The following is a 19262-nucleotide window of genomic DNA, read 5'->3' on the forward strand; positions in this document are numbered from 1 at the left end:
TCCCTCGTCTTCCCGCGCGCGCCGTATGCCCGAATCGCTGCTGAGTCGCTGCCGGATCGCATCTGAATGGCTTCCGGATGGCTTCCGGATCGCTTCCGGATCGCTTCCGGATCGCTTCCGGATCGCTTCTGGGCGGGCGCAGTTTACTGGCCTGAATCCGACTGAGGGCACCTGTGCACAGAGGCCGTCGGGAACCCGGCCCGTGCGAAGGGCGGTTACTCCGGTACGCGCCCCGGGCCGGTGGTGGGCGCCGGTGGTGTGCGCCGGCGACGGTGAGGAGTGGTGAAGGGGTGGACATGGGGATTCCTGGGCCTGAGCCGCAAGATGACGGTGGCGTCGGGGCCATCGCGGCGGCCGGCGGGCTGCACCTTTATCAGTTGTGGCTCCATGCGGAGTACGGGCCCGTCGCGCGGTTCCAGTTGCCGGGCGCGGGCACCGCCGTGTCCGTCGCCGATCCCGTGCTGCTTGAGGCCACCGCCCGGATCGACGAGCGGCCCGCAGCGCTGTTCGACTTCCTCTCACCGTTGTGTGAGGCCGGGAATCTGCAGGTCATCGGGGCCGAGGAGCACGGGCCCTGGCGGCGCGTGCTGTTGGAGGTGCTCGCCGGGCGGCCCTCGCACGAGCGGCACTTCGGGGAGTTCGCCGCGTTGGTCGAGGGGCTCGCGGACCGGTGGGGCGCGCTGGGCGACGGTGCGGCCGTCGGTCTGCAGAAGGAGCTGACGGCGCTGTCGCTGCGGATGATCTGCGCGTACGCGCTGGGCGGCGACGACCGGGGTGTCGTCGATCCGGACGGGGTCGTCGACGCGTTCGAGACCGTGCTCACCGAGTCCTTGGGGCAGCAGTATCAGGTGCCGAGGGACGAGGAGGACCGGACGAAGCGGGTCGAGGGCGCGCTCCGGTATCTGCGGGCCACCGTCGACCGCGTCCTCGACGCACGCCGAAGCGAGGCACGCCGAAGCGAGGCACGCCAGAACGAGGCGGGCCAAAACGACGCACCCGGAAGCGACGCACGCCAAAACGACGCACGTCAGGACCCCGCCCATCCGGACAGCGCACGGAGCGACCGGAGCGCACAGAGCGACCGGAGCGACCTCATCGGCGCCCTCGTCGACGCCGGCATGTCCCCCGCCCGCATCCGCGACACCGTCATGGTGACGATGCTCGCCGCCCACCACACCACCGGCGTCGCCGTCTCCTGGACCCTGCATCTGCTCGGGCGCCACCCCGACGTCGCCGCACGCGTCACCGAGGAGCTGGACCGGGTCCTCGGCGACCGTGCCGTGCCCGACTACGCCGACCTGCGGCGGCTCACGTATCTGGACATGGTCCTGAAGGAGTCGATGCGGCTCCGCCCGCCGGGGCCCTACGGCGCCCGCGAGACGACCGAACCGCTCGTCGTCGGCTCGTACGGGTTTCCGGCCGGGACCACCGTCTTCTACCCCTTCTGGGCGGTCCACATGAACCCCGACCACTGGCCGGACCCCGAGCGGTTCCTGCCCGAGCGGTTCAGCCCGGAGGCGGTGGCCGAGCGGCCACGGCTCGCCTACATCCCCTTCGGGATCGGGCCGCGCAGCTGTGAGGGCGCCCAACTGGCCATGGTCGAGGCCGCACTCGCGCTGGCCGTCCTGCTGAAGCGGTTCCGCTTCCGGCCCGTACCGGGGCACGAGGTGACGCCCGTCGAACGGTTCGTGCTCTGGGCCGACGACGACATCCGCATGACCGTGAGCCCGCGGGTCCCGGGGTAGACCGCCGCACCCCAAGCCCCAAGCACCCCACACGCCCCAAGCACTCCACGCACCCCACACGCCTCCGCCAACACCCGCGGACCCACCGGTTTTCAGCCGATCCGCTCCCCGTACACGCGGTCGACCGTCATCGTCATGAGCACCCGGCGGTCGGACACCATCGCCGACCGGTACTCGTCCCAGTCCGGGTGCTCCCCGGCCGCTGTCCGGTAGTAGCGCACCAGCGCCTCGACCTCGGGGCCCTGCGGATCGGTGCCCGGTCCGGTAAGGGTGGCCGTGCCCTCGACGGTGGCCCAGGAGCGGCCGTCGGGGCCGGTGACCTCCAGCGTGGCCCGCGGATCCCTGCGCAGGTTCGCCGTCTTGGCGCGGCCCTCCGTCATCGAGACGTGGACGACCCCTGCGTCCCGGTCGTAGAACGGCATGACGGGCGAGAGCTGCGGGCGTCCGTCCGCCTTGATCGTGGCGAGGACACCGAGCCTGCTCTCCGCGAGGAGCGCGTAAGGGTCGTACGGCTGCGGGGTGGCGTTCATGGGCGGGCCTCCGGGGCGGTGCGGGTCGGTGGGCGACGGTACGGGTGGTCCGGACAAGACAGGACCGGACAGGGCCGGACCAGACAGGGCCGGACCGAACAGGGCCAGACAGGACCAGACCAAGCGTGCTCCTTCAGCAAGCACACACGAGCCCGCCTCATTCCCCGCAGCGGCAAATACCGCCCCCCTCGCGCCAGTTGATGTCATCGCGCTATCACGAAATGGCATCGGTACGAACAGGCCCCGCCCTCCCGATACTCGTCCCGACCGGAAGCCGCACCCGCAGGCCTCCTGTCCCGGGACCCCGGCCACCCCCGCGTACCGGCCCGTCCCGGCCACCCCCATGGCCCGTCCGCGGGCCATCCCGGAAGGGACACACCCCCATGAACAGATCCAGGACCAGCCTCGCCGCCGCACTCGGCGCCGCCGCACTCGTGGCCTCGCTGGCCGCCGCCCCCACGGCGTTCGCGGCACCGGCCCCGGCGCCGGAGTCCGTGCAGCCCGCCGCCGCGACCAGCACGTCGTCGTACACGGGCGGCGACCAGGCAGCCAACCGGCAGTTCTTCGACGCCGTCATGAAGTCGGCGCTGAAGAAGCAGGCGGCGCAGCCCGGCATCCAGGTCGTCACCGTCAGGTACAGCACGACCCGGGCCCCCAGCTTCCGCACCCAGATAGCGCAGAGCACCCAGATCTGGAACTCCTCGGTCTCCAACGTGAAGCTGCAGGAGAGCAGTTCGGGTGCCGACTTCTCGTACCGCGAGGGCAATGACTCCCGGGGCTCGTACGCCTCCACCGACGGGCGCGGCCACGGGTACATCTTCCTGGACTACCGGCAGAACCAGCAGTACAACTCCACGCGCGTGACGGCCCACGAGACGGGTCACGTGCTCGGTCTGCCCGACCACTACTCGGGCCCGTGCAGCGAGCTGATGTCCGGTGGCGGACCCGGCACGTCCTGCACCAACGCGTACCCCAACGCCCAGGAGCGCGCACGGGTCAACAGCCTCTGGGCCGCCGGTGTCGCCGTGCTCAAGGACCAGGGCGAGCTGACGAAGATCCGCTGACCCCGCGGCCTCCCCGCGGGCGGGCTGTTACGTACCGCTAACGGCCTCACGGCCAACCCGGCCGCGTGCGGCGCGCTCTCCTCCGGCATGGGGACACATGCTCAGGAGAAGAAGTCGCGCCGGCGCGGCCGACGACGGCTCGTGGACTACCCGCGCACCGGCAGGAGCGGCGTACGCCGCTGGGTCCCGTCGTGGCGCCTGCTCCTCGGCACGGCGGGACTCTTCGTCACCGCCGTCGCCACGCTCTTCATCTGCGTGTACGTCAGCGTGGACATCCCGGACGAGAACGAGGCGGCCCGCCGCGAGGCCAACGTCTACTACTGGTCCGACGGCACCCAGATGGTCAGCACCGGCGAGGTCAACCGGCAGAACGTGGAGCTCGGCCAGATCGCCCCGTCCGCGGTGAACGCGGTGATCGCCGCCGAGAACGAGACGTTCTACGAGGACTCCGGGGTCTCCCCCAAGGGCCTGGCCCGTGCCGCGGTCAACATGGTCCGCGGGCAGGAGACGCAGGGCGGCTCCACCATCACGCAGCAGTACGTGAAGAACACCTACCTCTCGCAGGACCAGACGGTCACGCGGAAGGTCAAGGAGTTCGTCATCGCGCTGAAGCTGGACCGCAAGAAGAGCAAGGACGAGATCCTCAAGGGCTACCTCAACACCAGCTGGTTCGGGCGCGGCGCCAACGGCATCGAGGCCGCCGCCCACGCCTACTACGGCATCCCCGCGAAGAAGCTGAACCCCAGCCAGGGCGCGATGCTCGCCGCCATGCTCAAGGGCGCCGACCTGTACGACCCGGCGGTCGGCGCCGCCAACCACGAGCGGGCGCGGGAGCGCTGGGAGTGGATCCTGGACCGGCAGGTCGGGGTCGGCCTGATGACGAAGAAGGAGCGGGCGAAGTACCGGACCTTCCCCGAACCGCGCAAACGGTCGCGCTCCACCAGCCTCGGCGGCCAGACCGGCTACCTCGTCGACGTCGCCAACCGCTACCTCAAGCAGCGCACCGGCCTCACCGACAGGGAACTCGCCCGCGGCGGCTACGAGATCCACACCACCTTCGACAAGGACAAGGTGCGCGCCCTGGAGCGCGCCGTGCGACGCGTCCTGACCCGCGACACCGACCCGGACAAGCGCCCGGCCGACCGGCACGTGCAGGTGGGCGCCGCGTCCGTGCGGCCCTCCGACGGGGCGCTCGTGGCGCTGTACGGCGGGCCCGACGCCACCGCGCACTTCACCAACAACGCCGACACCTCCGGCGTCCCCGTGGGTTCGGCCTTCAAGCCGTTCGTGCTGGCCGCGGCCCTGCAGCACGGGATGGCCCTACGGGAAGTCCCGGTCACCGAGGCCCGCCTCGCCCGCGCGCCCGACATGGGGCCGGGCATCCTGGCCGACAGCTATTACGCGGCCGACGGCACCCTGCGCCCGGCCACCGGCGCCACCGACCCCGACCACCCCACGCTCCGCCGCGCCCTGGCCTCCGGCGGCAACGCGACCTACGTACGCCTCGGCGAGGACGTCGGCCGGGACACGGTCCGCCGCACGGCCGTCGACGCCGGGCTGCTGAGGCAGAGCATGGCCCGCCTGGAGCCGGCCTTCTCCATCGGCACGTCGACGCCCAGCGCGATCCGGATGGCCACCGCGTACGGGACCTTCGCGGCCGACGGGATCCGGCACGACCCCTACTCGGTCACCAAGGCCCTCAGGGACGGCGAGCGCCTGCCGGGCCTGACCCCGCCCTCGGCGAGCCGCGCCCTTGACCCGCAGGTGGCCCGGCAGGTCACCGACGCCCTGCGCGAGGTCGGCAAGGACCTGGGCACGGACGTGTCCGCGGGCCGCACCGGCGACCAGGACCGCCTCAAGTCGGCCTGGTTCACGGGGTTCACGAAGGACCTGTCGACGGCGGTCACCCTGTTCCGCCTCGACCCCGACGACCCGCAGCTGCTCCCGATGTCGGGGGTCGGCGGCAAGAAGTCCCGGCGCGGGAACGCGCTCCCGCCCCGGATCTGGCAGGAGTACGTGGCAGGGGCGCGGAACTGAACTGACCGTTGGCGCGGCGCCTGTTGACTCGGCCCGTGTCGGCTCGGCCTCCGTCGGCTCGGCCTCCGTCGGCTCTGCCCCTGCTTGACTCTGACCCTGTCCGACCCTGCTTGACTCTGCCCCTGGGGCAGACCTCACCTTCTGGGTCATCGGGCCGACCGGCCCGGTGACGGAGGATGACCTCGTGAACGTGGAACCACGACGACCGGCGCGGCCCGGCGACGGCCTGCTGTCCATCGGCGAGTTCGCCGCCCGCGCGCGGCTCTCCCCCAAGGCGCTGCGGCTGTACGACCGGCTCGGGCTGCTCGCGCCCGCCCACGTCGACGAGGTCAGCGGGTACCGCTCCTACCGGCCCGACCAGATCGAGCGCGCCCGCACGGTCGCGCTGCTGCGCCGCCTCGACATGCCGCTCGCGGCCATCGCCGAGGTCGTGGAGCTGGACGGGGAGCGGGCGGCGCGCTCGCTCGACGGCTACTGGGCCGGGGTCGAGGAGCGCTTCGCCGAGCAGCGGACGCTCGCGCGCTACCTCCGTGGACGACTGTCGGGAAGGAATGCCGAGTTGTACGCGACGTTCGAAGTGCAGACCGTGGACGTACCGGAGCAGTACGTCATCAGTGAGACCAGGCACGTGCGCGGCGGCGAGCTGTCCGCCTGGATCGGCGCCAGCGCCGAACGCCTGGAGCGGGCCGCCGGGGAGTGCGGGGGCGTCGCCGCCCCGCACTTCGTCGTCTACCACGCCGAGGTGACCGAGGAGAGCGACGGGCCCGCCGAGTCCTGCGTCCCTGTGGTGGACGTGCGGGCCGCCCGCGCGTGGGCGGCGCGGCAGGGCCGGGCCTCGGACGTCCGGGTCCGGGTGGAGCCCGCGCACCGGCTCGCCTACACACGGATCACCAAGGCGCAGGTCTCCTATCCGCAGATCATCGCGGCGTTCGACGCGGTGGAGGCGTGGGTCGCCGGGCAGGGGCTCGCCCTGGCCGGGCCGTGCCGGGAGGTGTACTTCGCGGACTGGGCGCGGACGGGACCCGATGACCAGGTGTGCGATGTGGCGTTCCCGGTCGCGCAGGTGTTCCCCGGCGGATAGCCCGGCGTACTCCCTCCGCGTGCAGCCGGGGCGCCTTTGGCCTCCCCCGCGCCTATTCTGAGGAAACATGGAGGGGGATGCGGAAGCTGCGGACGGGGGCGTCAACTCTCCGATGGATCATTCGAGTTGGCGTGTGCGGCTGCGACGGTGGGCGGCCTCGGGGAGCGGCGACGTCCTGGGCGCCGGGGTGCTGTTCGGCACCGACCGGGTCCTCACCTGCGCCCATGTGATCCGCGACCCGGCGACGGGCCGGCGTCCCGACCGCGTACAGGTCGAGTTCCCGCTGCTCCAGGGCCTGGAGCGGACCCCGCACCGCACCGCGACCGTGGAGGCCGGGCACTGGGTGCCCGCCTTCGGCAAGGCGCAGGGCGACCTCGCGGTGCTCGTCCTGGACGGCCCCGCGCCCCTGCCCTCGCCGGTCACCCTGCACCGCACACTCGACTACCGGGGAGCCACGGTCCTCATAGACGGCTTCCCGGCGCACCGGTCGGGCGGCCAGTGGCTCACCGGCGCCTGCCGGGGGCCCGGCGGCGAGGGCGACGAGCGGGTGCAGATCGACCTCACCGGGGCAGGCACGGAGGCGGGCCGGACGCCGCGGCTGCGGGGCGGGTTCAGTGGGGCGGGCGTGCGGGAGGAGGGGACGGACCGGCTCCTCGGCATCCTGGCGCAGGCCGACGAGCGGGGCGAGCGCGGGTACATGATCCCGGCGGCCACCGTCGCCAAGTACTTCCGGCGGTTCGCCGAGCGGTACGTGACCGGGCCGCACGCCATCCCCGGCCACCGCGTCGTCTCGGCGGACGCCGCCCGCACGGCCCGCCCGCACGGCCTGCAGCGCACCGTCACCCGCTGGCTGAACGGCGAGACGGACGCGTGGGACACCGAGGTGCTCTTCATCGCCGAGGACGACGACCGGGCGCGGCAGGCCCTGTACGTCGTCCTGAACATGGCCGACCGCGAACAGTCGCCCCAACTGGCCGTACGACCCGTGGAGTGCGCGGAGAGCGGCGCCTCGCTGCTGTCCCGCGCCGGTATCGCGCCGCGGGTCGGCAGCATCGCCCTCGCCCTCGACCTGGAGGGCGCCGCGCTCGACGAGCCCGACCGGCCCGAGCTGCGCGAGGCCCTCGCGGTCCTGCGGCACGAACTGCGCCACGCGGCGCGCGGCCACACCACCGCCCGGCGGCGCCCCGCCGTCGCCGTCCTGCACGCCGACCGCTCCGCCACCGATCCGGCCACCGCCGCCCGCGTCCTGGGTGAACTGGCCGACGCGGGCGCCCGGTTGCTGCTCGTGGTGTGCTCAAGCACCCACGGCTTCACCTACGCCCTCGCGGAAAGGCTGCTGCCCGCCGAGCGCGCCGCGCAGTGGCTGCAGCGGATCGGCGCCCGCGTCGACGTCCTCGCCGACACCGAACGCAACGCCCGGCGGCTCTTCCACCGCGTGGAGCCGCACGTCGTCGACCCGCCGGTCGCCACCGCGTACGCGGCGCGGGCCGCGCTGTGGACGGTGCAGCTCAGCGACGAACTGCGGCCGTCGGCGGGGCGGGGCGGCCCGCGCCTCCTGGAGAAGCTCTCGTACGCCGAGCAGGCCGTGGAGACCTATCTGTTGCGGGCCGAGCGGGCCGAGAGCGGGCTGCGCGGGGTGCTCGACGAGCATCTGCGGCTGCGCGGGCTGCTCCGGGACCACCTGGCCCGGCTCGCCCGGCGCGGCCTCGCCGAGCACCCCGACGCGGTCGGCCCCTACCGCGAGGCGCAGCGGCTCCTGATGGCGGGGCCCTGCCCGCTGGCCGACGCCGAGCGGGCGGTCGCGGCCTTCACGCGGGTGGTGCGGCGCCTGGCGGACGGGGCTCCGGACGCGGTCGTGGATGCGGACACGGTCGTGGGTGCGGACACGGACACGAACACGGATGCGGATACGGATACGGACGGTGACGCGTGACGCCCGTCAAGGCCTGTCCGCACCCCGGCTGTTCGGGCACCGTCACGCCCACCGGCTACTGCCTGGCCAGCGGCGAGCGCGTCGACCCGCGGACCGGGCTGCACTCCGCCGTGGACCGCCCGGCGAGCGACACCGGCACCGGCACCGGTTCCGGTTCCGGTTCCGGTTCCGTCCTCACCTCCGGCTCCGGCTCCGGCTCTCGCTCCGGCCCCCAGGAACAGGAGTCCTCCCAGCACTGGATCGTCGAACCGGGCTTCGCCACCGGGCCCCCGCCGCGCCCCGCCCGCGTCGACCTGCCGCCCGAGCACCCCGACCCCACCGTCCTGCCCGAGATCACCCTCCTGGACCGCGCGGACAGCGGCGGCCCGGGCCCGGACGCCCCGAGCGGGCTGCCGCTGCCGCCCGGCACCCTGCTCGCCGGCCAGTACCGCCTGGTGCGGCCGCTCGGGTACGGCGGGATGGGCGAGGTCTGCCTCGCCCACGACACGAAGGTCGACGACCGCGCGGTCGCCGTGAAGATGCTGCACGCGGAGCTCGCCACGGACTCGTACAGCCTCCTCAAGGTCGAGCGCAAAGAGCTGGTCGAGCTCAACCACGACGGGTTCATCCGGGTGTTCAACTACGGGCACCACTCCGGCGTCGGGGACTTCCTCGTCCTGCAGTACGTCGACGGGCTCAACCTCGAAGAGGTCAGGGACCGCGCGCACGCCCACCCCGAGGAGTTCGGCCGTGAACGCTTCCTGGAGTTCGTGCTCGCGTACGGCGTGCGGATCCTGGCCGCGCTCGCGCACCTGCACGCCCCCGAGCGCGGCAAGGTGTACGGCGACCTGAAGCCGCCGAACGTGATGCACGACGGCTCCACCACCAAGCTCGTCGACGTCGGCAGCGTGCGCCGCGCGGGCGCGCCCGGCCTCACCACCGCCCCCTTCCGCGCGCCCAGCGTCGGCGAACGCGGCGAATCCGTGCCGCAGGACGACCTGTTCAGCCTCGGCGAGACGCTGCGCACCCTGTGCGGCATCGGCGCGACCCGGCACGACCTGGCGGACCTGGCGGCGCTCGCCCCGCTGAACGACGCCGTCGCGGACCACCGCGGGCTCGGCCTCGTCTCCCTCGCCAGGGTCCTGCGCCGTGCCACCCGCACCGGGCGCGCGGGCCGGTTCGCCACCGCCAGGGAGATGGACGAGCAGCTGCGCGGCGTCTTCCGCGAACTGCGCTCGCTGCGGACCGGGGCGGAGACGTTCGAACCCTCGCCGCTCTTCCTGCAGTCCGCGTACGCCCTGGACGGCGGCCTCGGCGCGGCCCCCGAGGTGTCGCGCTGGGCGGCGGCCCCGCTGTCGCCGCCCAGCCACCCCGTGCCCGACCCGCCCGAGGTGGCCCGGCGCCTTCCGGTGCCGCGCCCGGACCCCGACGACGACCACCACGGCGAGCTCAGCAGGCTCAGCGACGACGACCCCGAGGCGCTGCTCCAGCACACCGGCGACTGGCGGGACTCCCCCGAGGTGCACCTGCTGCGGTGCAGGCTGCGGCTGCGGACGGCGCCGCGCACCGACCGCGGGCCGCTCACCGGCGCCGAGACCGCGCTCGCCCTGGCCGAGGACGCCATAGGTCCCGCCCACGCCCCGTACGACTGGCGGCTCGACTGGCACCGGGGGCTGCTCGCGCTGGCCCGCTCGCGGGTGGCGGAGGCCCGCGGCCACTTCGACCGGGTCTACGGCGCGATCCCCGGCGAGTACGCGCCCAAGCTGGCGCTCGGCTACTGCGCGGAGCGGCTCGACCGGCGGCACGAGGCCCTGACGTTCTACGAGGCGGTGCGGCTGCGCAACCCCTCGCTGGGCAGCGCCGCGTTCGGCGCCGTCCGGGCCCGGCTCGCGCTGGGCGGGCCCGACGCCCTCACGGCCGCCATCGCCGCCCTCGACGCGGTGCCCCAGCACTCCCGGCACCGCACCGCGGCCCGTACGGCGGCGGTGCGCATCCGCGTCGACCACGCCAGGGACGCGGCCGGGCTCGGCGCGGCGGTGCGGGCGCTGGCCCAGCTCTTCTCGGCGCACGGCCTGACCGACGAACAGTCCCGCGTACGGATGAAGGCGGAGGTGTGGGGCGCGGCGCACCGCCTGCTCGACGCGGGCGGGAGCGCGGGCGGGGGTGGCGACGAGAGCGAGGGCGGCGGCTTGACCGCCGCCGAGCTGCGGGCCGTCGCCGCGCACGCCGACCCGCTGCTCGAATTCCCGGCGGACGAACGGGGGTTGCGCACCGACCTCGCCGGTTTCTACCGGGGCCTGGCCCACCAGGCGGCCCGCGACGCCCCGGCCGCGGCCGACGGCACCGGCACCCCGCTCGCCGAGCTCCTCCTGGACCGCGCGTACGCGGTACGCCCCTTCGGACTCCGGCACTCCCGACTCGGCAAGGACACCCCATGGCTGGGCAAGAAGATCAGGAACCGGCCGCCTCGGTCGCCCTCGAAGTGAGCCAGGTCGTCGAGCTGCCCCGCCCCCGCTCGCCGGGCGCGGCGGAGGCGGCCCGGATGTACGCCGTCCTCACGGTGAGCGTGCGCAGACCCGGCACCGCGCCCGTGCCGCCCGAGGCCACCGTGCCGCCCGAGGCCACCGTGCGCCCCCGGCTCGCCGAGGTCCTGCTCATCGACCACTCCTCGTCGATGGTGCTGCCGCCGAGCCGGCTCGCCGCCGCCCGCGCCGCCGCCGTCAGCGCGCTGGCCCGCATCCCCGACGGCTCGCTGTTCGCGCTGGTCGCCGGGGGCGACAGGACCGCCATGATCTATCCGAGGCGGCCCGGCCTCGCCGTCGCGCACGCCGAGTCGCGGGCCGCGGCCGAGACCGCCCTGCACGACTGCACCCCGGGCGGCGGCACCGCGATGGGCACCTGGCTGGAGCGCGCCAGGCACCTCTTCCGCGACCTGCCCGCCGCCGGCGCGGGCGGCTACGTACGCCACGCGCTGCTGCTCACCGACGGCAAGAACGAACCCGGTTACGAGACGCGCGCCGAGCTGCGCGAGCGCGTCGAGCGGTGCGCGGGCGCCTTCGCCTGCGACGTCGTCGGCATCGGGGACGCCTGGGAGACCGAGGAACTCCTGCTGATCGGCGGTGCGTTGGGCGGCCGCACCCGCGCCGTCGCCGACCTGACCCGGCTGCCGGACGAGCTGGCGGCGCTCACCGGACAGGCCGCCGACCGCGACGTCACCGGCCTGCGGCTGCGCCTCTACCACCGCGCCGGGGTGCGCCCGTACTCCTTCGAGCAGGTCCATCCGACGCGGGCCGCGCTCAGCCCCGACCACGTCGACCTGTCCGGCGTGGCCACGGGCGCGGGCGGCCCCGTCGAGGAGTACGGACTCGGCCCGTGCGGCGAGGAGACCCGCGCCTACCTGCTCTGCGTCGGCGCGCCCTACGACCCGGCGCAGCTCGGCAAGGAGCTCCTGCTCACCGAGGTCGAGCTCGACACGGACGGCCCGGCAGGGCTCGGACTCCCCCCGCCACAGCCCGTGTTGATGCGCTGGACCGACGACGCCGACCTCTACAGCCGCCTCGACCCGCAGGTCGCCCACTACCGGCACGAGGAGGAGCTGCACCGCACCTTCGAAGAGGCCTGCGCGGAGCTGAAACACGGCAGGCGCCCGGCGGCCCAGAAGCTGCTCGGCACGGCCTGGCGGCTCGCCGCCGAAGCGGGCGACACCGCCATGCAGGAGCATCTGCGGCGCCTCGTGCGCGTCCGCGACTCCGGCCGGGGCGAGGTCGAACTCCGCGACCGCATCGCGAAGTTCGACGTGGAGGCGGCCCGCATCCAGTCGAGCACGACCGTCCTGCCCGGCACCTTCCCAGCCACCGGCGGCACCCCGTGACGGCCCGCCGTCACACCGCCCGGCTGATCGCGGCCGGCGTGCTGCGCGGCCTGCTGCGCTACGCCTGGCCCGCGCCGCTCGCCGAACGGCCGCGCAATCGCGCCTACTTGCGCGAGCGGCTCGTCGCCCTGCCGCTGCTCACGGTCCTCGCGGCCGCCGCGTTCGGCTGGGCGTACACCGGGATCCGCGACGACTCGGCGGCCCTGCGCGACAGCTTCACCCCCGCGCTCGTCGGCCTCGCCGAGGCCGAGACGTCCCTGCGCATCGCCGACCGCGAGGCCGAGGAGAGCCTGGCCGCCGGGGAGGCGGTCCAGCTCGGCGGCCTGAGCAAGCGGTACAGCACCCGCACCACGCGGGCCGTGCAGCGCCTCAACCAGGTGGCCCGCAGCGGCGCCCTGACCACCGCCGAACGCCAGGAGCTCGACGTGGTCTCCGGGCTCGTCGTCGACTACGGCACGTGGATCGCGTTCGCGCAGAACAACGTCGCCGACCCGGCGCTGCGCGGCGCCGGGCTCTCCTACGCCCGCAGCATGCTCTGCTCGGCCCCCGCGACCGCCCGGCGGGCCGGACCGGACGGCTACCCGGCCTGCCGGCCCGGCACCGGATCCGACGCGACCGCCGTCGTCGACCGCATCACCACCCTGGAGAACCACCTGCGCGACCGGCTCGCGGACCGCGCGGCGCTCGGCGGCCCGCTGATCGCCGCGGCCGTGATCGCCGCGATCGCCCTCGGCCTGCTCGCGTGCGGCCTGTGGCGCACCCAGCTCTTCCTCCACCACCGCCTGCACCTGTACGTCAGCGTCCCCCTCCTGGTGGCCGCGGTGCCGCTGCTCGCCGTGCCGTTCCTGACCACCGACGCCGTCCTCGCCCACCGCGCACAGCAGCGGGTGGTGTCCACCGCGGGCGACCTGGCCGACCGGACGTCACCGGCGATCGAGTCGGCCGCCGACGACCACCCCTTCGGCCGCCCGGACCCGCTGCTCATCGCGTCCCTCGACGCCCGCGCGCGCCACGACCTGGCCGCGGGCCGCCTCGCGTCGCTGGACGGGGCCGCGCCCTGGGTGACACCCGTCGGGCTCGCCGGCGCCGCCCTCACCGGCGTGACGCTCTACGCCTACCGCCGCGAGTACGTCCTCATCTCCCGCCAGGGGGCCGCCACGTGAACCGTCCGTACACCGTCCTGCGTCGCGTCTCGCGCGGCGTCTCGTGTGCCGTCCTCGCGGCCTGTCTGCTGGCCGGCGCCGCCGCCTGCGGGGGCGGGCGGCCCGAGACGCTCGTCGTGCTCGGCCCCTGGACGGGCCCCGAGGGCGAGGCGTTCGAGGCGATGCTGCACCGCCTCGACGACGGCACCGGGAAGACGTACACCTACCAGGGCACCCGCTCCCTGCGCGAGACGCTCGGCGCGCAGCTCGAGGCGGACGACCCGCCGGACGTGGCGATCCTCAACAGCATCGGCGAACTCACCGAGTACGCCCGCGCGGGCCGCCTCACCCCGCTCGACCGCGCCGCCACCGCCCGCGCCTACCCGCCCTGGACCCCGCCCCTCTCCGTGGACGGCATGCGCCGCACCTACTGGGTGCCGCTGAAGGTCGACCTCAAGAGCCTGGTGTGGAGCAGGAAGGGGCGGTCGGCCCCGGCGCCCGCGTGGTGCGTGGGCCTCGCCTCGCAGGCCACCTCCGGCTGGCCCGGCACCGACTGGGTGGAGGACATCCTGCTCCACCAGGCGGGCCCCACCGCGTACACGCGGTGGGCCACCGGACACCTCAGCTGGCACGATCCGCGCGTCCGCAGGGCGTGGACGACCTGGGCCGCGCTCCTCGGCGACCGCTCCAAGGCGTCGGTCGACCGGTCGCTGACCACCTCGTACGAGGGGACGCCCGACCCGGCGAAGGGCGGCGGCCCGCGCGGCCTCCTCGACACGCCGGCGCCCCGCTGCACGCATGAGCACCAGAGCGCCTTCATCCGCTACCTGTACGCGGACGAACGGGTCCGCGTCGATCCGGCGGCGGGCTTCCTGGGCGGCAGGACCGCGTACGACGGTGCCTACGAGGTGGCGGGCGACATGGCCGCGGTGTTCACCCGCGAGCCGGCCGCGCGCGCCCTCGTCGACCGGCTCTCGGGCAAGCGGGCCCGCACGCTCTGGCGGGCCGAGGCGAGAGCGGAGCTGCGGCCGCTCTTCCCCGACGCGGCCGACCCCCAGCCCACCGATCCCACGGGCCGGCGCATCGCGGGGATACTCACCACCGGCGCGCGGACGCTGTGCTTCGACGCCTCGGACGTGATGCCGCCGGGCCTGCGCGACGCGTTCCACCGGGCCGTCCTGCAGTACTTCAGGGACCCGTCCGACGGGCGGCTCGACGAGCTCCTCGACCAGCTCGACACCGTGCGCGCGACAGCCGCGGCGGACGCGGGCCCCGGACACCTGCCCACGTCCGGGATCTGCGCGCCGCCGGGCGGCTGACGGCCGCGTCAGAGCCCGCGGGGTCTCGGAGCCCGCAGGGCCTCAGCGGCGCATCTCCTCCGGGCAGGGCGTGCCGCGGGGCAGCTGATAGGGCGAGCCGAGCCGGTAGGTGCCCGCCTTCGGCGCGAGCAGCTCGACCCACTCGTCGCCGTTGTGGTCCTCCTCGGCCTCCAGCAGACAGCCGTTGACGTTGGAGTACTCCCTGGGCTGCCGGTCGTCGCGCTCCCGCTGCCGCTTGGACGCCTCGGTCTCCCGGGGCCTCTCGACGCCCTTGCCCTTCGCGTCGACGACGCTCAGCCACGGCGAGTACGGGATCCGGATCAGGACGCGGCCCGGCTCCTTCACGCGCAGGGTCATCTCGCCCTGCTCGGCGCGCTCCACGACGGCGTGCGGTCCTGCGAGCGCGATCGGGTCGGTGACCTCGTACAGCTTCCAGTTGGAGTCGACCCACACCTGCTTCAGGTACGGCAGGCCGTCCGAGATGAGCTGCGTCTCGCGCTTGCCGCCGTCGCCGTCGGGCTCGCCCTTGGGGACCGCCACGTAGTGCACGGCCCAGCGCTGCAGCCACTCGTGGTAGTTCGCGGAGTTGAGGGTGTCGTCGTAGAAGAGCGGGTTGCGCTCCATGTCGGCCTGCCGGTTCCAGCCCCGGGCGAGCTGTACGTACGCGGGGAGCGCGGACGCCTCGCGGTGGCTGCGGGCCGGCACCACCTCGACGCGGCCCTTGGCGGCGCCCCGCTCCTTCAGCTCGTGCACCAGCGGCGCGACCTCACGCGTCCAGGAGGCGTCCGACGAGGTGTGCACGATGTCGTCGACGGCCTTGTAGCCGATCCACCCGGTGAAGCCGGCGAACGCCACGACGATCACGTACCACTTGCGGGACTTCGGCACGGTGTAGGGCAGCGCGGCGAGCAGCGCGACGCCCGCGAAGGACATCGCGAGGCGCGAGATGTTGGAGCCGATCTGCGAGTTGATCAGCCAGACGCCGAGCACGAACGCCGCGTACACGGCCGTCGTGATCCGTACGGTCTTCCACTCCCGCGGTACGGCGAAGTAGACGAGACCGGCGAAGAGCAGCGGCAGCGACGCCGAGCCGAACGACATCGGCTGGGTGCCGGAGAACGGGAAGAGCCACGCGGAGAGACCGACGACGATGGCGGGCGCGATGCCCAGCGCGTAGGCCCCGGGATAGCGCTTGCTGAGGAACAGCGCGACGGCGACGAGCCCGACGAAGAGCCCGGCCACCGGGCTGCCCATCGTGGCGAGCGCCGCGAGCGGCGCCGCGACCAGCGCCTTCGCCCACCGCTTGTAGCGCCAGCGGTGGGGCCAGCAGAAGACGGCGGCGACCGCCATGAGCGCGAACATCTGCCCGAGGCCGTACGTCACGCGCCCCGACACCGCGTTGCACAGCAGCGCGAAGACGCCCGCGACGGTGGGCCAGAGGAGCCCCCGCACCGCGCGGCTGCGCATCAGGATCAGCGTGAGCAGCGTGGCGGAGACGGTCCCCGCGATCATCATCGTGGTCCGCACGCCGAGCACGGACATGAGGTACGGCGAGATGACGCTGTACGAGACGGGGTGCATGCCGCCGTACCAGCCGAGGTTGTACGCGGAGGCGGGGTGCCGTCCGACGAACTCGGCCCAGGCGTCCTGCGCCGCGAGGTCGCCCCCGCTGTTGGCGAAGACGAAGAACCAGACGACGTGCAGGACGGCGGCGACCGCCGTCGTGATCGTCACCGGGTGACGGAGGAAGCGCCGCGACCGCGAGGGGACGGGCCCGTCCTCGGATCCGCGGCGCTGGCCCGGCAGCTGTATTCGCGTACCGCTACGGCGCCCTTCGCCCGTGTCAGGCGCGGCGGCGTCGTGATCGGCGCGCGTCGGCTCCGCTGTGGCCACTGGAGGTTCTCCCCGTGTCGTCCGTGTTTCCGGAGTGCCCCGGGTCCGTGCCGACGAGAGTTCGTCCCGGAACACTCGTTTTCCGCCCCGGCGTACTACCCCCCGAGTTTGTGACGCTAGCACGCGGGCACGGGAGGATACCCGGGGTGGGGCATCCTCCTGTGGGGGTCCGACGGGTTCTCGCCGGGGTCAGCCGACGCGGGTCAGCTTGGCGCCGAAGCCCGGTTCGGCCAGGTCCTTCTGGAGCGCGACCGGCACCTCGACGGCGTCGCCCTTGCCCTTGCCGTCGCCCACGTGCAGCACGCCGACCTCGGTGCCCGCCTTCGCCGTGTGCGGGACGGTCTTGCCCTTCTCCTCGTCGAGCATCAGCTTGACGGTGAGGCCGGACCAGCCCACCGCGGAGACGTCCTTGGTGGCGACGACGGGGGTCGTGCCGCCCAGGCCGTCGTCGACCTGGCCGACGACAGCGCCCTTCTTCACGATGGTCTTGGCGGTCAGCGCGTCCTGTCCGGCCTCGATGAGCTTGCGGGTGACGCCGGTGACCTCGTCGATGTTGGCGACGCCGTTCCTGCCGTACTGGCCGAGGGCGGCGCCGATGATCGTCTGCTTCTTGCCGTCGACCAGCTTCTCCGCCGCGAAGAGGATATTGCCGCCCGCCGCAGTGGTCGTGCCGGTCTTGATGCCGATCGCGACGGTCGGGACGAGCCCGAAGAAGTTGTTCTGCTTGTCGCCGTTGAGGTCCTTGTAGCTGGGCTGGCGGGAGATCTCGTTGAAGACCGGGTTCTCCATCGCGGCACGGCCGAGCTTCACGAGGTCCTCGGCGGTGGAGACGGTCGTCTTGTCGAGGCCGCTGGGGTCCGTGTAGCGGGTGTTCTTCATGCCCAGCTCCTTGGCGGTCTTGTTCATCTTCTCGACGAACGCGTCCTCGGAGCCGCTCTTGGTGTCCCACCGGGCGAGCAGCTTGGCGATGTTGTTCGCGGACGGCAGCATGACCGCCTGCAGCGCCTCGTACTCGGTGATCTTCTGGCCCTCGGTGACCTTCACGACGGACTCGTTCCCCGCCTTGCCGGTCTCGTAGTGCTTCTGCGCGGCGGCGTCGACCGGGATCTTCGGGCCGTTGTCGCCGCCCTTCTTCAGCGGGTGGTCGCGCAGGATCAGGTAGACCGTCATGACCTTGGCGATACTGGCGATCGGCACGGGCTTCTGGTCGCCCGACGTACCGAACGTGCCGATGCCGTTGACGTCCATCGCGGCCTGGCCCTGACCCGGCCACGGCAGGGACGGCTTGCCGCCCTCGAAGGAGACGGACTCCTGCGCGGTGAGCTGCAGCGTGGGCGTCGGCAGCGGTCGCACGGTCTGTACGACTGCAAAGACGACGATCATGAGCAGCACCAGCGGCGTCCAGATCTTGACCCGGCGCACCGCGGTGCGGACCGGCGTCTCGGGCGGCGGCGGAGTGTTGGTCAGCTCGGCGAGCAGGTCGATCGGCGGCTTCGGCGGCCGGGGCTGCTGGGTGGTCGGCTCCACGGGCGGGGGCGCCTGGGGGGTGGCCGGGGCGGGCTTGGACGCGGCGGCCGAGGCCGCTGCGGTGGTTGCGGCGGCGCCCTTGAGGCCGGTCTTCGGGCCCGCCTTCGGGGCGGCGGTCTTCGCCTCCGGCTTCGGGGCGGCCTTGGAGTCCGTCTTGGGTGCCGCCTTGGGTGCCGCCTTGGCGGACGGCTCGTCGAGGGGCTTCAGCGCGACGAACTTGCTGGTCCGCTCGGCTTCCGTCTCGGACTTCGCGGTGTCCTTGGCGTTCTTGGCGTTCTCGCGGTCGCCCAGCTTGAGCATGGTGGTGGGCTGGTCGACGTCCTTGCCGGGCTTCTTCGCGGTCGCCTCGGCGGCATCCTCCGAAGACGGCATCTTGAAGACGGCGGTGGCCTGGTCGACGCCGGTGGACTTGGGATCGTCGCCCTTGGCCGGAGCGTCGTCGTCCTTGGCCGGGGTGGCTTCGCCCTTGGCCGGGGTGGCTTCGCCCTTGGCCGGGGTGGCTTCGCCCTTGGCCGGGGTGGCTTCGCCCTTGGCCGGAGCGTCGTCCTTCTTGAGCGGAGCGTCTTTACTCTTCGCCGGAGCATCGTCGCCCTTGGCGGCCGGAGCCCCGTCCTTCACGGCGGCCGGGGCGTCGCCGCCCTTCGCCGGGGCATCGTCGTCCACCGCCCCGCCCCCGTCCGCGTCCGCGTCCGCGGCATCGGCGTCGGCATCGGCCTCCGCAGAAGCGTCACTGCCGGTCGAGGGCTCGTCCCCGGCCGGTTCCCCGCCCTCGGGCGTCTCCTCGTCCGAGGTCGCGACCCACGCCGCCACCGCGTCCCGCAGCCGCGCGTCGCCGTTCGCCGCCCCCTTGGGGGCAGACTCGGACTCGGACTCGGACGCGGAGCCGGACTCGTCCGAGCCGCTCGCCGCTTCGCCCTTCGCGTCGTCGTTCGCGTCGTCCTTCGCGTCGCCCTCGGAAGCAGGCCGGTCGGAACCGGCCGCCTTCCCTGCGACGTCCTTCGTCGAGAAGACCGCGGTCGCGTTGTCCTCCCGAACCTCCGGCGTCTCGCGGGTCATCGCGAGACGCGGGTCTCGTTCCTCCGGCGCCGGCTCAGAAGAATCCGCCGCAGTCGGGTTCCCCGACGACTTCCGCTGCTTCGAC

At 73.6% G+C, this 19262-nt stretch carries 12 protein-coding genes; 9 read left to right on the forward strand and 3 right to left on the reverse strand.

Annotated elements, in window-relative coordinates:
• Window positions 1-296 precede the first annotated feature (296 nt).
• A complete protein-coding gene (locus tag ACFVYL_RS20710) occupies window positions 297-1745 on the forward strand; it encodes a cytochrome P450 (protein ID WP_389718068.1) in 1449 nt (482 codons plus the stop codon).
• 92 nt (window positions 1746-1837) lie between these two features.
• Here ACFVYL_RS20710 and ACFVYL_RS20715 read toward each other — a convergent pair whose 3' ends face one another.
• Window positions 1838-2275: a PPOX class F420-dependent oxidoreductase gene (locus tag ACFVYL_RS20715; protein WP_389718071.1), complete on the reverse strand. Its 438-nt coding sequence runs from the start codon at window positions 2273-2275 to the stop codon at window positions 1838-1840.
• Window positions 2276-2658: 383 nt separating this feature from the next.
• Between ACFVYL_RS20715 and snpA the strand changes: the two genes are divergently transcribed.
• The 8 genes from snpA to ACFVYL_RS20755 all read left to right on the forward strand — a co-directional run bounded on the left by snpA (window position 2659) and on the right by ACFVYL_RS20755 (window position 14701).
• Window positions 2659-3339 (forward strand): snapalysin, encoded by a 681-nt coding sequence (gene snpA / locus ACFVYL_RS20720; RefSeq protein WP_389718073.1) that lies wholly within the window; start codon window positions 2659-2661, stop codon window positions 3337-3339.
• Window positions 3340-3426: 87 nt separating this feature from the next.
• Entirely contained in the window at window positions 3427-5376 is a 1950-nt protein-coding gene (locus ACFVYL_RS20725) for a transglycosylase domain-containing protein (RefSeq protein WP_389718076.1), read from the forward strand.
• A 184-nt stretch (window positions 5377-5560) separates the two neighbouring features.
• On the forward strand, window positions 5561-6457 hold the full coding sequence (locus ACFVYL_RS20730; protein ID WP_389718079.1) for a MerR family transcriptional regulator: 897 nt from the start codon (window positions 5561-5563) through the stop codon (window positions 6455-6457).
• Window positions 6458-6590: 133 nt separating this feature from the next.
• On the forward strand, window positions 6591-8390 hold the full coding sequence (locus ACFVYL_RS20735; RefSeq protein WP_389718081.1) for a trypsin-like peptidase domain-containing protein: 1800 nt from the start codon (window positions 6591-6593) through the stop codon (window positions 8388-8390).
• Window positions 8387-10855, forward strand: a complete 2469-nt coding sequence (locus tag ACFVYL_RS20740) for a tetratricopeptide repeat protein (RefSeq protein ID WP_389718084.1) — start codon at window positions 8387-8389, stop codon at window positions 10853-10855. Before ACFVYL_RS20735 ends, ACFVYL_RS20740 begins: the two co-directional genes overlap by 4 nt.
• Entirely contained in the window at window positions 10804-12240 is a 1437-nt protein-coding gene (locus ACFVYL_RS20745; RefSeq protein ID WP_389718087.1) for a VWA domain-containing protein, read from the forward strand. Before ACFVYL_RS20740 ends, ACFVYL_RS20745 begins: the two co-directional genes overlap by 52 nt.
• Window positions 12237-13403 carry a hypothetical protein gene (locus tag ACFVYL_RS20750; protein WP_389718090.1) on the forward strand — a complete coding sequence of 389 codons (1167 nt, stop codon included), beginning with the start codon at window positions 12237-12239 and terminating at the stop codon, window positions 13401-13403. The genes ACFVYL_RS20745 and ACFVYL_RS20750 overlap by 4 nt, the downstream gene beginning before the upstream one ends.
• Window positions 13400-14701: an alpha-glucoside ABC transporter substrate-binding protein gene (locus tag ACFVYL_RS20755; RefSeq protein WP_389718092.1), complete on the forward strand. Its 1302-nt coding sequence runs from the start codon at window positions 13400-13402 to the stop codon at window positions 14699-14701. Before ACFVYL_RS20750 ends, ACFVYL_RS20755 begins: the two co-directional genes overlap by 4 nt.
• Before the next feature lie 42 nt (window positions 14702-14743).
• Here the strand turns inward: ACFVYL_RS20755 and ACFVYL_RS20760 are convergent, their stop codons facing one another.
• Window positions 14744-16594, reverse strand: a complete 1851-nt coding sequence (locus ACFVYL_RS20760; RefSeq protein WP_389718094.1) for an MFS transporter — start codon at window positions 16592-16594, stop codon at window positions 14744-14746.
• A gap of 189 nt (window positions 16595-16783) precedes the next feature.
• Window positions 16784-19177, reverse strand: coding sequence for a D-alanyl-D-alanine carboxypeptidase (locus ACFVYL_RS20765; RefSeq protein WP_389718096.1), 2394 nt, complete (start codon window positions 19175-19177; stop codon window positions 16784-16786).
• Window positions 19178-19262 lie beyond the last annotated feature (85 nt).

Origin of the sequence: Streptomyces sp. NPDC058308 (genome assembly GCF_042880275.1) — a bacterium.
In the GTDB taxonomy this organism is placed as follows: domain Bacteria; phylum Actinomycetota; class Actinomycetes; order Streptomycetales; family Streptomycetaceae; genus Streptomyces.

Excerpts from the sequence above, each read along its gene's own strand:
- ACFVYL_RS20765 (WP_389718096.1), bottom strand. The coding sequence starts at position 19,177 with ATGACCCGCGAGACGCCGGAGGTTCGGGAGGACAACGCGACCGCGGTC.
- ACFVYL_RS20745 (WP_389718087.1), top strand. The coding sequence starts at position 10,804 with ATGGCTGGGCAAGAAGATCAGGAACCGGCCGCCTCGGTCGCCCTCGAA.
- ACFVYL_RS20715 (WP_389718071.1), bottom strand. The coding sequence starts at position 2,275 with ATGAACGCCACCCCGCAGCCGTACGACCCTTACGCGCTCCTCGCGGAG.
- ACFVYL_RS20725 (WP_389718076.1), top strand. The coding sequence starts at position 3,427 with ATGGGGACACATGCTCAGGAGAAGAAGTCGCGCCGGCGCGGCCGACGA.
- ACFVYL_RS20710 (WP_389718068.1), top strand. The coding sequence starts at position 297 with ATGGGGATTCCTGGGCCTGAGCCGCAAGATGACGGTGGCGTCGGGGCC.
- snpA (WP_389718073.1), top strand. The coding sequence starts at position 2,659 with ATGAACAGATCCAGGACCAGCCTCGCCGCCGCACTCGGCGCCGCCGCA.